The organism is Streptomyces sp. NPDC048057 (assembly GCF_040653095.1).
GTDB lineage: Bacteria > Actinomycetota > Actinomycetes > Streptomycetales > Streptomycetaceae > Streptomyces.
This window is the reverse complement of record NZ_JBEZNF010000011.1, coordinates 183,196-197,174: the sequence shown is the minus strand read 5'-3', so window position 1 is coordinate 197,174 and position 13,979 is coordinate 183,196. Positions and strand designations below refer to the sequence as shown.

Annotated in this window: 14 protein-coding genes; 7 read left to right on the top strand and 7 right to left on the bottom strand. The window is 72.9% G+C overall.

Annotation, left to right across the window (positions count from 1 at the left end; all coding sequences use genetic code 11):
* The first annotated feature begins 21 nt into the window (after nucleotides 1–21).
* Both AB0E05_RS15470 and AB0E05_RS15465 read left to right on the top strand, forming a co-directional pair.
* Nucleotides 22–1,215, top strand: a complete 1,194-nt coding sequence (locus tag AB0E05_RS15470) for an FAD-dependent monooxygenase (RefSeq protein ID WP_361963388.1) — start codon at nucleotides 22–24, stop codon at nucleotides 1,213–1,215.
* Nucleotides 1,216–1,240: 25 nt separating this feature from the next.
* Nucleotides 1,241–2,146, top strand: coding sequence for a Gfo/Idh/MocA family oxidoreductase (locus AB0E05_RS15465; RefSeq protein ID WP_361963386.1), 906 nt, complete (start codon nucleotides 1,241–1,243; stop codon nucleotides 2,144–2,146).
* On the opposite strand, the gene lnt is transcribed toward AB0E05_RS15465, so the two are convergent.
* The 6 genes from lnt to AB0E05_RS15435 form a co-directional block, all read right to left on the bottom strand.
* Nucleotides 2,121–3,629 carry an apolipoprotein N-acyltransferase gene (gene lnt, locus AB0E05_RS15460; RefSeq protein ID WP_361963382.1) on the bottom strand — a complete coding sequence of 503 codons (1,509 nt, stop codon included), beginning with the start codon at nucleotides 3,627–3,629 and terminating at the stop codon, nucleotides 2,121–2,123. The two genes, AB0E05_RS15465 and lnt, sit on opposite strands and share 26 nt — an antisense overlap.
* A gap of 182 nt (nucleotides 3,630–3,811) precedes the next feature.
* Entirely contained in the window at nucleotides 3,812–4,267 is a 456-nt protein-coding gene (locus AB0E05_RS15455; protein WP_361963380.1) for a nuclear transport factor 2 family protein, read from the bottom strand.
* A 51-nt stretch (nucleotides 4,268–4,318) separates the two neighbouring features.
* Nucleotides 4,319–5,518 carry a methyltransferase gene (locus AB0E05_RS15450; RefSeq protein ID WP_361963378.1) on the bottom strand — a complete coding sequence of 400 codons (1,200 nt, stop codon included), beginning with the start codon at nucleotides 5,516–5,518 and terminating at the stop codon, nucleotides 4,319–4,321.
* Nucleotides 5,519–5,617: 99 nt separating this feature from the next.
* The gene (locus AB0E05_RS15445) at nucleotides 5,618–5,806 is read right to left on the bottom strand and encodes a hypothetical protein (protein ID WP_361963376.1); all 189 of its coding nucleotides are present in this window, start codon (nucleotides 5,804–5,806) and stop codon (nucleotides 5,618–5,620) included.
* A gap of 275 nt (nucleotides 5,807–6,081) precedes the next feature.
* The gene (locus AB0E05_RS15440; RefSeq protein WP_361963374.1) at nucleotides 6,082–6,954 is read right to left on the bottom strand and encodes an undecaprenyl-diphosphate phosphatase; all 873 of its coding nucleotides are present in this window, start codon (nucleotides 6,952–6,954) and stop codon (nucleotides 6,082–6,084) included.
* Between the two features lie 110 nt (nucleotides 6,955–7,064).
* Entirely contained in the window at nucleotides 7,065–7,778 is a 714-nt protein-coding gene (locus tag AB0E05_RS15435) for a TVP38/TMEM64 family protein (RefSeq protein WP_361963372.1), read from the bottom strand.
* Nucleotides 7,779–8,132: 354 nt separating this feature from the next.
* On the opposite strand from AB0E05_RS15435, the gene tuf reads away from it, so the two are divergent.
* Nucleotides 8,133–9,320 carry an elongation factor Tu gene (tuf, locus tag AB0E05_RS15430; protein ID WP_361963370.1) on the top strand — a complete coding sequence of 396 codons (1,188 nt, stop codon included), beginning with the start codon at nucleotides 8,133–8,135 and terminating at the stop codon, nucleotides 9,318–9,320.
* A gap of 169 nt (nucleotides 9,321–9,489) precedes the next feature.
* The gene (locus tag AB0E05_RS15425) at nucleotides 9,490–10,332 is read left to right on the top strand and encodes a fused MFS/spermidine synthase (RefSeq protein ID WP_361963486.1); all 843 of its coding nucleotides are present in this window, start codon (nucleotides 9,490–9,492) and stop codon (nucleotides 10,330–10,332) included.
* Between the two features lie 28 nt (nucleotides 10,333–10,360).
* On the opposite strand, the gene AB0E05_RS15420 is transcribed toward AB0E05_RS15425, so the two are convergent.
* Entirely contained in the window at nucleotides 10,361–11,389 is a 1,029-nt protein-coding gene (locus AB0E05_RS15420; protein ID WP_361963368.1) for a hypothetical protein, read from the bottom strand.
* Nucleotides 11,390–11,510: 121 nt separating this feature from the next.
* Here AB0E05_RS15420 and AB0E05_RS15415 point away from each other — a divergent pair, with 121 nt between their 5' ends.
* The 3 genes from AB0E05_RS15415 (at nucleotide 11,511) to AB0E05_RS15405 (ending at nucleotide 13,967) form a co-directional block, all read left to right on the top strand.
* Nucleotides 11,511–11,948: a DUF4442 domain-containing protein gene (locus tag AB0E05_RS15415; RefSeq protein ID WP_361963484.1), complete on the top strand. Its 438-nt coding sequence runs from the start codon at nucleotides 11,511–11,513 to the stop codon at nucleotides 11,946–11,948.
* A gap of 154 nt (nucleotides 11,949–12,102) precedes the next feature.
* Nucleotides 12,103–12,636 carry a gamma carbonic anhydrase family protein gene (locus AB0E05_RS15410; RefSeq protein WP_361963366.1) on the top strand — a complete coding sequence of 178 codons (534 nt, stop codon included), beginning with the start codon at nucleotides 12,103–12,105 and terminating at the stop codon, nucleotides 12,634–12,636.
* A gap of 107 nt (nucleotides 12,637–12,743) precedes the next feature.
* Nucleotides 12,744–13,967, top strand: coding sequence for a cytochrome P450 (locus AB0E05_RS15405; protein ID WP_361963364.1), 1,224 nt, complete (start codon nucleotides 12,744–12,746; stop codon nucleotides 13,965–13,967).
* Nucleotides 13,968–13,979 lie beyond the last annotated feature (12 nt).

Sequence of the window (13,979 nt, the reverse complement as noted above, 5' to 3'; positions counted from 1 at the left end):
AGTAAGGATGTGAGGAGCCCCATGTCCCAGCCCCGCGCCGTGGTCATCGGCAGCGGCATCGGAGGTCTCACCGCTGCCGTCGCCCTCCACCAGAGCGGTTGGCACGTCACCGTCCTGGAACGCGCGCCCTCCCTGGACCCCGTGGGCGCCGGCATCGGCCTCGCGGCCAACGCCCAACGGGCCCTGGACGTCATCGGCGTCGGCGACGACATCCGCCGACTCTCCACCTGGCAGGGCACCGGCGGGCTGCGCACCCCGAGCGGACGGTGGCTCAACCGGCTGGACAGCGCGGCGGTGGCCCGGCGCTTCGGCGGCCCCATGGTCCCGCTGCACCGCTCCACCCTCATCGACCGCATCGCCTCCCGGCTGCCCACCACCGCCCTGCACACCAACAGGCCCGCACGCGTCAGCGACCCGGGAGCGCCCGGTGGCCGACCCGCCGTCGTCACCACCGACGACGGCGAGTTGACGGCGGACCTCGTCGTCGCCGCCGACGGCATCCACTCCGCCGTACGCGGCGTGCTCTTCCCCGACCACCCCGGCCCGCGCTACACCGGCTTCACCACCTGGCGCATCATCGTGCCCGGCCCGGAGCCCGTCATCCAGCCCCACGAGACCTGGGGAGCCGGCCAGATCTGGGGCAGCCAACCCCTCAAGGACGGCCGGGTCTACGCGTACGGCGCCGCCACCGCGCCCGAGGGCGAGCGCCTCAAGGACGAACGGGCCGAGCTGCTGCGCCGCTTCGGGGACTGGCACGACCCCGTGCCCGCCCTCATCGCCGCCGCAACCCCGGACGGGGTGCTCCGCCACGACGTGCACCACCTCATCGACCCGCTGCCCGCCTTCCACCGCGGGCGCACCGCCCTGGTCGGCGACGCGGCTCACGCCATGGCCCCCTCCCTGGGCCAGGGCGGCAACCAGGCCGTCGAAGACGGCGTGGTCCTCGCCCACCACTGCGCCCCGGGCGCCGACGTCGGAGCCGCACTGGCCGCGTACAGCGCCGAACGGCTGCCCCGTACCTCGGCCATCGTCCGCAAGGCCGCACGCGTCTTCCGCATCCAGGAACTCTCCAGCGTCCCCGCCGTCCGACTGCGGGAGGGCGTCCTGGCGCTCGCCGGCCGGCTCGGACCTGGGGCCGTCGTACGCGCCTTCGACGGGATCGCCGACTGGCGGCCACCCCAGCAGACGTATGCTGGCCGGGCCCAGAACGGGTGAATGACGAGCGCGCCCAGGAGGCTTCGTGAAGGTCGGCTGCATCGGTCTCGGAGACATCGCACAGAAGGCGTACCTGCCCGTGCTGGGCGCCGTGCCCGGAATCGAGCTCCACCTCCAGACCCGCACGCCGGCCACCCTCGCCCGGGTCGGCGACGCCCACCGCGTCCCCGACGCCCACCGGCACACCACCCTGGAAGCCCTGCTCGACCAGGACCTGGACGCGGCCTTCGTGCACGCGCCGACCGCCACGCACCCCGGGATCGTCGAGGCGCTGCTGAGGGCCGGCGTCCCCACGTACTGCGACAAGCCGCTCGCGTACGAACTCGCCGACGCACAGCGCCTGGTGGCCCTCGCCGAGTCCAGCGGCACCAGCCTCACGGTCGGCTTCAACCGCCGTCTGGCACCCGGCTACGCCCAGTGCGTCGAGCACCCGCGCGAGCTGATCCTGATGCAGAAGAACCGGGTCGGCCTGCCCGAGGACCCCCGCACCTTCGTCTTCGACGACTTCATCCACGTCGTCGACACCCTCCGCTTCCTCGTCCCCGGCACCGTCACGCACACCGACGTCCGGGCCCGGATCGTCGACGGCCTGATGCACCACGTCCTGCTCCAGCTCTCCGGCGACGGATTCACCGCCGTCGGGGCGATGAACCACCTCAGCGGCTCCACGGAGGAGATCCTGGAGGTCTCGGGGCAGGACACCAAGCGCGAGGTGCGCAACCTCGCGGAGGTCGTGGACCACAAGGGGCAGCCGAGCGTGCGCCGTCGCGGCGACTGGGTGCCGGTGGCCCGGCAGCGCGGCATCGAGCAGGCGACGCTGGGCTTCCTCGACGCGGTGCGCGCCGGCAAGGTGCTCAGCGCCCGGGACGCGCTGCGGACCCACGAACTGTGCGAACAGGTCGTCGTCAGCGCCCTCGACCAGGCCCGCTGAACCGCCGGACGCCGACGACGGCGCCCAGGCCGCAGAGGGCACCGAGGGCGCCGTACACCGCCCAGTCGCCGTACCGCACGAAGGGCGTCGTGCCCCGCGCCACCGGGACGTCGTACACCTCCGCCGTGCTGCCGTGCACCGGCAGCCGGCGCCCGACGGGGGCGCCGTCCGGTGCGTACACCGCGCTGATGCCGGTCAGCGTGGCGTGCACCATCGAACGCCCCGTCTCCGCCGCCCGCAGCGCCCCCAGCGAGGCGTGCTGCGCGGGTGCCCAACTGTCCTGGAACGTCGACGTCGACGACTGCGCCACCAGGACCTGGGCGCCGTCCCCGACCAGGTTCCGGCTCATGTCGGGGAAGGCGGTCTCGAAGCAGATCAACGGGCCGACGCGCGGGCCGCCGCCCGGCAGGTCCATCACCACCTGGTGCGTACCGCGCAGCCGGTTCTCCCGCGCCGCCCGCCCGACCGACGTCACCCAGCCGAGGACCGGGCGCAGCGGCACGTACTCCCCGAAGGGCACCAGCCGCATCTTGTCGTAGCGCTGCCCCGTCAGCCCCTGCGGCCCCATCAGCACCGAGCTCTTGTAGATGCCGCCGCCGCTCCCGGCCGCGCCGGTGCGCCGGGCGTCCACGTTGACGAGCAGGTCGGCGCCGACGTCGTGGGAGAGCGCCGCGAGGTCCGCCGTCAGCCCGGGGAGCGCGTACAGGTCCTCGCCCACGCTGCTCTCGCCCCACACCACCAGGTCGAGCCGCTGCCCGGCGAGCGCACGCGTCAGCTCCTCCTCCCGCGCAAGCCGCCGGTCCGGTCCGGGGATCACCCCGGGCTGGACGACCGCGATCCGTGCGTGCCCGGTCGTCTGCGGACGGGGCGCCCACGCGGACACCGCGCCGGTGACCAGCGCACAGAGCACCACGGCGGCGACGCCCGCGAGCCGGGCCCGCGGAACCGCGATCACCACGGCGATCGCGGTGTTCACCGCCACCACCAGCAGACTCACCAGCCACACGCCGCCCACGGACGCCAACCGCAGTGCGGGCGGCACCTGCCACTGGCTGGCGCCCATCAGCCCCCACGGCCCGCCGAGCCCCTGCCACGAGCGGACCAGTTCGATCATCAGCCAGCCCGACGGGACCACCGCGACCGCCGCCGCGGCCAGCGCCATCGACGGCGTCCCGCCGAGCACCGCGCGCACCAGCCACCCCCAGGGCGCCCACAGCAGCCCGAGCAGCGCGGCCAGCAGCACGATGAAGACGTGCAGGTTCGGCACCAGCCAGCTGTGCACGGCGAGCAGGAAGCCGGCGCCGCCGAGCCAGCCCTCGAAGGCGGCCCGACGGCCCGTGGGCGCCGTGCGCAGCAACAAGAGCCACGGCACCAGAGCCACGTACGCGAACCACCACAGCGCGGGCGCGGGGAAGGAGAGCACCGGCAGCCCGCCCGCGAGGACCGCGGCAACGGCCCTCTTGCGCGTGGCCGGCATCCGCATGCGGCGACTCCTCGGCACTGTCCACGACGGCACGGCCCACGACCGCACGGCCCACGACGTGCGCGAAGACGGCGCGCCTTCGCGCAAAGGCGAGGGGTACGCCCCGCGGGGCGCCCCTCCTCAGTGTGTGCACGGGCCGGGGGCGGGACAAACGCCCGCCGTCGTGCGACGCCCGCCCGGCGTCAGGTGCTCCGGGCGCTGGAGGTGCGCCGCCAGCGCTCCTCCACCACCACGCCGCTCAGCCGCCATCCGTCGTCCGTACGGGTGAGGGAGAACCGGTACCGCCCGCCGCCGACGAGGTCCTCGCCGGACTCGAACCGCATCGGGTTCACGTAGTCGGCCTGCACCTCGGCGCGGTCGCCCGGATAGCCCCCGAGGTCCTGGATGGTCACGCGGCGGTTGACGACGAGGTGCTGGCGCACCGGGAAGAGCCGCATCGACTCCGCCAGCCACTCGGCCACCTCCGCCACCGGGCCCTCGATGCCTCCCGGGCTGCGGTAGTCCACCCGTGCGTCATCGGTGAACAGGGCCCGGAAGGCGCTCCAGTCGCCGTCGTCCACGGCCACCGCGTACCCCGTGACCAGGTCGTCGATGGCCAGTCGGTCCATCACGGTCGAAAGATCCACGCGCTGCGTCATCGGCTCAGTGTCGGACAGGTGCCGCCCGTGGCCAAGACTCGTGCAGGCCAGTCAGCGCGCGCCGGCACGCGAACGGCGGACGCGGGCGGGGCCGGCCGTGGCGCGCAGCACCACGAACTTCGGGTTGCTCGCCACCACCTCGCAGTCGCCGAAGAGCCGCTGCAGCCGCACGTGGTAGCCCAGATGGCGGTTGCCGACGACCCACAGTTCGCCGCCGGGCCGCAGCGCGCGGCGGGCGTCGGAGAACATCCTGCGCGCGGTGGAGTCGGTGGTCGCCCGGTGCGAGTGGAACGGCGGATTGGCCAGCACCAGGTCGACCGAGGCGTCCGACAGCTCCGCCAGGCAGTCGCCGACCAGGAAGCGGGCTGCGCCGCCCGGGCCGACGTTCGCGCGGTACGTGGCCTCGGCGGACGCCACCGCGGAGAACGACTCGTCGGCGAAGGTGACCGTGGCGTCCGGGTTGGCCAGCGCGGCGGCCGTGCCGACGACGCCGTTGCCGCACCCCAGGTCGACCACGTCCAGCGGGCCCTGCCGCTCGGGCAGGTGGGCGAGGAAGAGCCGGGTGCCGATGTCGAGCCGGTCCGCGCAGAAGACGCCGCCGTGGTTGGTCACCGTACGGCCCGCCATCGGCCCGATGCCGTCGGGCAGCGCGTACCGCAGGGGCCAGGGGTCCGACGGCCGCGGGAGCGACGGATCGGGGGCGGCGAAGACCAGCCGGGCCTTGCGCACCGCGAGCGAGGTGCGGGTCGGACCGACGAGCTGTTCGAAGAGCCGCAGCGTGGAGGTGTGGATCTCGCTGACCATGCCGGTGCCGACGACGACCGTGTCCCGGTGCAGGGCGGGGGCGAGCCGGTGGAGCTGGTCCTCCAGCAGCGCCAGGCTCTTGGGCACCCGTACCACCAGCACGTCGATCCGCTGCGGCGGCTCGTCACGGGTGGTGAGCAGGTCCACGGCGTCCGGCGCCACGTCGTTGCGGGCGAGGTTCGCGCGGGTGGCCCGCTGGCCCAGGTAGGAGTCCGTGATCTGTACGGGCGCGGCGCCGCGGGCGGCGAGGGCCACGGTGAGCGCGCCCCACCGGTCGCCGAGCACGGTCACCGCTCCGGTCAGGTCCGTGCCCTGCTCGTCCAGGTGCCGCAGCAGGTACGCGTCGGCGGCGTCCCAGGCACGGAGCTGGTCGCGGGGGTCCTCGGGGAAACGGGCGAGCGCGAAGTCGCCCCAGGGCGTGGCCAAAGACGTGGTCAGACGGTTCATCGTGCAGTCAGGCTAGCCGAGCCCGAACGCGGTCCCGGTCCGTCCCGTCCGGTTGGGCCGGGGGAGTGACGGCGGGGCGCTCGGGTCGGGCCGAGCGGATCAGGCCGCGCGCTCGATGTGCTCCAGCGCGGTCGCCCACTTCAGCACCAGCGCCTCGTACTCCCCGCGCTTCTCCTCCGGCAGCCGCCCGTCGGCCCACAGCTCGCGGATGCGTGCGTTCAGTTCGGCGGCGGACGGGGAGGACGACGAGGCAGCGGTGGCCTCGGACTCGCTCGGGAGGGTGGACATGGCTTCAGGTTACGGCCTCGTGCCGGGAGGGAAACCCGGGCGACGGCGCCCGCGGACCGCCGCCGGAGCCCGGAAAGGAGCCTGCTGCACCCCGTTCAGCCAGGATAAAAGGGTTCGATGCCGGACATAGGGGTGCGAGGTTGCCCGGTTGGCGACGAACCGCATGAAGCGCTGGGTGGTGACGAAGCTCATGTCGTACGACGCGTCGCACGGGGTAAGGGAGGCGGCACCTTCCGTACGGGTGGGTGCCGCGCCGAACCGCCCCGGCGGCTGCCTCAGCCGCCCGACTCGCCCGCGTGCGGGCTGAGCACGCCCGCCCCGACCAGGGCGAAGATCAAGATGCCGAGCAGGATGCGGTAGATCACGAACGGCATGAAGCTCTTCGTGGTGATGAACTTCATGAACCACGCAATAACCGCATACCCGACAAAAAAGGCAATCAGCGTCGCGAAGACCGTCGGCCCCCACGACACGTGCCCCTCCCCGGCGTCCTTGAGTTCGTACGCCCCGGAGGCGAGCACCGCGGGGATCGCCAGCAGGAACGAATAGCGGGCCGCGGCCTCCCGGGTGTAGCCCATCAGCAGACCGCCGCTGATCGTGGCGCCCGAGCGGGAGACGCCCGGGATCAGGGCCATCGCCTGGCAGAAGCCGTAGATCAGGCCGTCCCTGACGGTCAGTTCCTTGAGGGTCTTGCGCTGCTTGACCGCGCGGTGCCGGCCGCCGGCCTCGTCGCGGGCGGCGAGGCGGTCCGCGACGCCGAGCACGATGCCCATGACGATCAGCGTGGTCGCGATCAGCCGCAGATCGCGGAACGGGCCCTCGATCTGGTCCTTCAGCGTGATCCCGAGGACGCCGATGGGGATGGAGCCGATGATGACCAGCCACCCCATCTGTGCGTCGTGGTCACCGCGCATCGACTTGTCCGTGAGCGAGCGGAACCACGCCGAGACGATCCTGGCGATGTCCTTGCGGAAGTAGATCAGCACGGCGGTCTCGGTGCCGATCTGGGTGATGGCGGTGAACGCCGCCCCCGGATCGTGCCAGCCGGCGAATGCGGCAGTCAGTCGAAGGTGCGCACTCGACGAGATGGGCAGGAATTCGGTGAGCCCCTGGACGAGTCCGAGGATGAATGCTTCGAACCAAGACATGAAGAACTACGCCACCCAAGAAGCGAAGAAATGATCGCGGTCTGACGGCGCGAAGCGTAGCGTCCCAAAGTGATGCGCACGTGCGTGCCCCCGAAGGGGTGAACGAGTGGTTAATTCCGGCCCAACCTGTGGCGCTTGCGCCAGGCGACCACCGCGGCTATCAGCCCCGTCACCACGATGAATCCGGTCGAGATCACAAAGGCCGGAGAAGTCGGCGACCCCGCCCGACTGCCCGCGATCACATACGCGGCGGTGTTGGGAATCGAACCGATGGCCGTAGCCAGCAAGAAAGGCGCATAACCCATCCGGGAGACCGCGGCGCAGTAGTTCGCCGCGGCGAACGGAATACCGGGAAAGAGCCGCACCGCGAGCATCGAGTGGAAGCCGTGCGCGCTGAGTTGGTGGTCGGCCGCCTTCAACCATCGCCCCCGCAGCAGCGGACGCAGCGCGTCCTGCCCCAGCAGCCGGCCGAGGGCGAACGCCAGGCCCGCTCCGAGCACCGTGCCCGCCACCGCAGACACCAGCCCGGCCTGGGAGCCGAAGAGCGCACCCGCCGCGAGGTTCAGCAGCGGACGCGGCACGAAGGCCGCGGTGCACGCCCCGTACGCCACGGCGAACAGCACGACCGCCGCCACCCCGCCCAACTGCACCGGCGGCCAGCCCTCGGAGAGCAGCCGCTGCGGCTCGTACGCCAGCACCAGCGCACCGGCCGTCGCGAGCACCAGCGCCAGCAGTGACAGCCGTGACCAAGGGGAGAGCAACACCCGGGCGCAGCGGACGGCGAGACCGGGGGAGGGCGCGGGAGCGGGCGCGGGCTCGAACATCCGGGGAGAGTAACCGACGGGGGTCGGTGATCGCCGTAACCGGGGCCTCACTCCCCATGGTCCGCACCGCGGCGCACCGCGGTCGGAGCCGGGCCGCCCGGTGCCGCGGGCCCGGCAGCGCCCGAAAACCAGTCGACGCGCACCCCCGTCGGCGGCCATGATCGTCGCATGTTCCGGCACGCCTCCACCGCAGAAAGCGCCGCACTCGCGGCGCTGCTGGGGGCTGCCGTCCTGCTCGTCGTCGGCGGCGCCCGAGGTTGACCCTTCCCGGATCGTCCGGCGGGACCCCACAGGGGGAGGGTCGGCACCATCCAGGGGTCCTCACCACGCCACGAGCTTCGAGGACGAACACCGATGAAGAACACGAACACCGCCCCCAAGACGCCGTACGCGCGCACCAAGCCGCACCTCAACATCGGCACCATGGGCCACGTCGACCACGGCAAGACCACCCTGACCGCCGCCATCACCAAGGTGCTCAGCGACCGCGGCACCGGCGCCTTCGTGCCGTTCGACCGGATCGACCGGGCGCCCGAGGAGGCGCGCCGCGGCATCACCATCAACATCGCGCACGTCGAGTACGAGACCGACACCCGGCACTACGCGCACGTCGACATGCCCGGCCACGCCGACTACGTCAAGAACATGGTCACCGGCGCGGCCCAACTCGACGGGGCGATCCTCGTCGTGTCCGCGCTGGACGGCGTCATGCCGCAGACCGCCGAGCACGTGCTGCTCGCCCGGCAGGTCGGTGTGGACCACGTCGTCGTCGCGCTGAGCTACGCGGACGTGGCGGACGACGAGCTGAGCGACCTGGTGGAGCTGGAGGTGCGCGAGTTGCTGACCCAACACGGGTACGGCGGGGACGCCGCCCCGGTCGTCCGGGTCTCCGGGCTGGGGGCGCTGCGCGGCGAGCCGCGGTGGACCGCGTCCGTCGAGGCGCTGCTGGACGCGGTGGACACCTACGTCCCCGTCCCCGTGCGGTACACCGGCGCGCCGTTCCTGCTGTCGGTGGAGAACGTGCTGACCATCACGGGCCGCGGCACGGTCGTCACCGGCGCGATCGAGCGCGGCACGGTCCGCGTCGGCGACCGGGTGCAGGTGCTCGGCGCCGACGTCGAGACGGTCGTCACGGGCCTGGAGACCTTCGGCCGGCCGATGGAGTCCGCCGAGGCGGGTGACAACGTCGCGCTGCTGCTGCGCGGCGTCGCCCGGGACGCGGTGCGTCGCGGGCACGTCGTCGTGGCGCCCGGCAGCACCACGCCGAGCAGCAGGTTCACCGCGCAGGTGTATCTGCTGTCGGGGCGCGAGGGCGGGCGGTCGACCCCGGTCGCCACCGGCTACCGACCGCAGTTCTACATCCGCACCGCGGACGTCGTCGGCGACGTCGACCTCGGTGCGCTGGCCGTCGCCCGGCCCGGCGACACGGTCACCATGACCGTGGAGCTGGGGCGGCCGGTGCCGCTGGAGTCCGGGCTGGGCTTCGCGATCCGCGAGGGCGGCCGTACGGTCGGCGCCGGCACCGTGACCGAGGTGGCCTGACCGGCCGGTGCCGGGGTGCCCGTCCTCCCGCACGGAGGGCGGGCACCCCGGCACCCCCGACGTCCGCACCGCCCGCGGCGTTCACAATGGACGCGTGGACCAGCACGCACAGCACGGACGACGGACGCCGCCAGCAGTCGAGGGCGATCAAGAGCTCGAACACGAGGCGATACCCGTCGTCCGCGACGTCGACCACGGCACGGCCCGGCTGCTGCCCGACGTCGACCGGAAGCGGGCCTGGCTGCTGACGGTCGACGGGGCGCCGCAGTCGTACGTCGACCTGGACGACCCCACCCACCTGGAGTTCGAGTACACCCGCCGGATCGCCCACCTCCTGGACATCTGCGCCCCCGAGGGCGCCCCGCTCGACGTGCTCCACCTCGGGGGCGGCGCGCTCAGCCTGCCGCGGTACGTCGCCGCGACCCGGCCGGGCTCCCGCCAGGACGTCGTGGAGGCCGACCGCGGGCTGCTGGCCCTGGTGACCGAACACCTCCCGCTGCCGGAGCGCGCGGGCGTCGCGGTGCACGCCGACGACGCCCGCGCCTTCGCGGCGGCGGCCCCGCCGGGCAGCGTCGACGTCCTCGTGGCGGACGTGTTCGGCGGCTCGCGCGTCCCGGCCCATCTGACGTCGGTGGAGTTCGCCCGGACCGCGGAGCGCGTCCTGCGCCCCGACGGCGTCTACGCCGGCAACCTCGCCGACGGCTCCCCGTTCACCTTCCTCCGCTCCCAACTGGCCACCTTCGCGGCCGTGTTCGAGGAGGTCGCCCTGGTCGCCGAGCCCGCCGTGCTGCGCGGACGCCGCTTCGGCAACGTTCTGCTGCTCGCCTCGCGCCGCCCCTTCGACACCGAGGCCATTGCGGCGCTGGCCCGCCGCACGGCCGCGGACGCCTTCCCCGCGCGCGTCGAGCACGGGGCGGCGCTGGCCCGGCTGACGGGCGACGCGCTGCCCGTACACGACGGCGCCGCGGAGCCGTCGCCCGAGCCGCCGGGCGGGTCGTTCGGCATCGGCTGACGCCCACGACGGCCCGGCGGCGGTGCGGCTACGACCCGGTGGGCTTGGCGAGCCGTACGGTGCTCAGGACCTGCTGGATCGTCGCCTCCGGCAGCTCGTCCTTGACGCCCGTGTTGGCGTACAGCACCCACGACTTGATCTCGCCCGCGGCGTCCTTGAAGCTGAAGGCGATCGACTTGCCGTCCGTGTCGCACTTCGTCGGCTTCTTCGTCCCGACGGCCGTCGCCGTCGCCACGCTGCCGACCAGCCCGGACCTGGTGGTGTACGCCTTGGCCGTGGTGGCCCGTACGACGCCCTTGGGCTCGGTCTGCGCATAGGCCGCCCAGACCCAGTTCACCGCCTCGTTGGACGCGGCGGTCGCGGTGTCCTTGGCGCCCTTGCCGCCCTTGGTGCCGGCCGAGGCCAGGCGCCAGGTCTCGTTCTTGCCGTCCCCGTTGCCGTCCGCCTCGCACCACTTGGACTTCAGGTGCGCCGGCGCGGACATCGCGACGACGGGGGAGCCGTCGCCCTTCTTCTCGTCGCTGAAGCCGGTGCTCACCCCGGCGCCCAGCAGCTCCCACTCCGGCGGCACGTCGAACAGCGTGCCGTGCTTGGGATTGACGACCACCTTCCAGCCGGCGACCGTCGGCTGCGCCGTCACCCCGCCGCGCGGATTGTCGTCCGCGGAGGGGGAGGGCGCCTGCGTCGGCTGCGACGGCTCGGACGGGAAGGCGGACGCGGGCGGAGCGGACGGCGCCGCGGCGCCGCCCTTGTCGGCATGGTTGTCGCCGTCGTCGTCACGGAGCACGACGACCCCGGTGACCGCGGCCGTGGCGACCACGGCGACCACGGCGACGATCGCGACGAGCGTGGTCTTCTTCTTGTTCTCCTGCGGAGGCTCGGGCGGTTGCGGCGGGCCGGGCACGGCGTACTGCGACACGGTGGGCTGTTGGTACGGATTGGGCTGCTGGTACCCCGGTTGTTGATAGGGGTTCGGCTGCGGGGGATACCCCGGCTGTTGGTACGGGTTCTGGTGCTGCGGGTTCTCGCCCCCGGGCGGCTGCTGTCCTGGCCACATGGCGAGTAACCATAGAGGGATGGCCGAATCGCTGCCACGGCCGCCCGTGCCGGTGATGGACGGCAGGGGATGGCCAAGGCTCTTACCGGTGGGTAACATCGCGGCCATGAGCGCTGACCAGATGACCGTGGGCGAGAAGCTCACCGCCACCGTCCCGATGGTCCGGACCCTGAACCTGGAGTACGTGGAGACCACCGCCGAGCGCGCGGTCCTGCGCCTGCCGGACCAGGCCGACTTCCACAACCACGTCGCCGGACCGCACGCCGGCGCCATGTTCACCCTCGCCGAGTCCGCCAGCGGCGCGATCGTGATCGCCGCCTTCGGCGACCAACTGCACCGCGCCGTGCCCCTCGCGGTCCGCGCCGAGATCGGCTACAAGAAGCTGGCGATGGGCGAGGTCACCGCGACCGCCACGCTGGGCCGCCCGGTCGCCGAGGTCATCGCCGAACTCGACGCGGGCCAGCGGCCCGAGTTCGACGTCCGGGTGGAGATCCAGCGCGCGGACGGCGCCGTGACCGGCGAGATGACCATCGTGTGGACGCTGCGCCCCAACGCCTGAGCCCGACGGGAACGAAGCAGGCCGGTGCCCGGGGCCGCCCGCGCACCGGCCGTGGCCGTCCGGCGCCGAGCGGGGGATCATGGCTGTGCGGCGATCACCCGGCCCCGGGCGGTCGCCGGGCAACGGGCCACACGGAACCGGTAGGAGACGGCACATGACAACGACCCCGTGGATCGCCGCGGTCGGCGACCGGGAACCCGCCATTGACCCGGGCGCCTTCACCGCCCCCACCTCCGTCGTCGTCGGCGACGTCACCCTCGCCGCGGGCGCCAGCGTCTGGTACCACGCGGTGCTGCGCGCCGACTGCGGACCCGTCGTCATCGGAGCCGACTCCAACATCCAGGACAACGCGACCGTCCACGTCGACCCCGGCTTCCCGGTGACCGTCGGCGAACGCGTCACCGTCGGACACAACGCCGTCCTGCACGGCTGCACCGTCGCCGACGACGTGCTCGTCGGCATGGGCGCGACCGTGCTCAACGGCGCCCGCATCGGCGCCGGCTCGCTCGTGGCCGCGAACGCGCTCGTCCCCCAGGGCATGGAGGTCCCGCCCGGCTCCCTGGTCGCCGGGGTGCCCGCGAAGGTCAAGCGACCGCTGACGGACGAAGAGCGCGAGCTGATCAAGACCAACGCGGTGATGTACGTCGAACTCGCCCGCCAGCACCGCGCAGCGCGCCCCCTGACCTGAGGACCGCACCCGCCTCCCTTGCCCGCGGGCACCCTCCTTGCCGGGCGCAACCCCGGGGAATGGCCCTAGCCTGGCGTGAGACGGCCGTCACACTGTCGAGGAGTCCCATGGCCACCGCCCAGCAGATACCCGACATCCTCTCGCCCGACTTCGCCGCGGATCCGTATCCGGCGTACCGCACCATGCGCGAGGACTTCCCGCTGATCTGGCACGAGCCCACCCAGAGCCACGTCCTGTCGCGCTACGAGGACGTCGCCCGCGCCTTCAAGGACGGCGCGGCCTACACCACGGACAACTACGACTGGCAGCTCGAACCCGTCCACGGCAAGACGATCGTCCAACTCAGCGGGCGGGAGCACGCGGTGCGCCGGGCCCTGGTCGCCCCCGCCTTCCGCGGCAGCGACCTCCAGGAGAAGTTCCTGCCCGTCATCGAGCGCAACTCCCGCGAGCTGATCGACGGCTTCCGCGACCGCGGCGAGGCCGACCTCGTCGACGCCTTCGCCACCCGCTTCCCCGTCAACGTCATCGCCGACATGCTCGGGCTCGACAAGGCCGACCACGACCGCTTCCACGGCTGGTACACCAGCATCGTCGCCTTCCTCGGCAACCTGGCCGCCGACCCCGAGGTCCACGCCGCCGGGCTGCGCACCCGCGTCGAGTTCGCGAACTACATGATCCCGATCATCCGGGACCGTCGCGAGAACCCGGGCGACGACCTGCTCTCCACCCTGTGCAACGCGGAGATCGACGGGGTGCGGATGAGCGACGAGGACATCAAGTCCTTCTGCAGCCTGCTGCTGTCCGCCGGCGGCGAGACCACCGACAAGGCCATCGCGAGCACGCTCACCAGCCTGCTGGCGCACCCCGAGCAGTTCGCCGCCGTACGGGAGGACCGCAGCCTGATCGGGCGGGCGCTCGCCGAGACCCTGCGCCACACCCCGCCGGTCCACATGATCATGCGGCAGACCGCGACCGAGGTCACCGTCAGCGGCGGCACGATCCCCGCGGGAGCCACCGTCACCTGTCTGATAGGCGCCGCCAACCGGGACCCCGACCGCTACCGCGACCCCGACCGCTTCGACGTCTTCCGCGACGACCTCAATGCCACCACCGCCTTCTCCGCCGCCGCCGACCACCTCGCCTTCGCCCTCGGCCGGCACTTCTGCGTCGGGGCGCTGCTCGCCAAGGCCGAGGTGGAGACCGGCCTCAACCAACTCCTCGACGACCTGCCCGACCTGAGGTTCGCCGACGGCTTCGAGCCCCGGGAGCAGGGCGTGTTCACCCGCGGGCCGGTTGCGCTGCCGGTGCGCTTCACCCCCGCCGGCGGCTGACCCGGCCCGCCG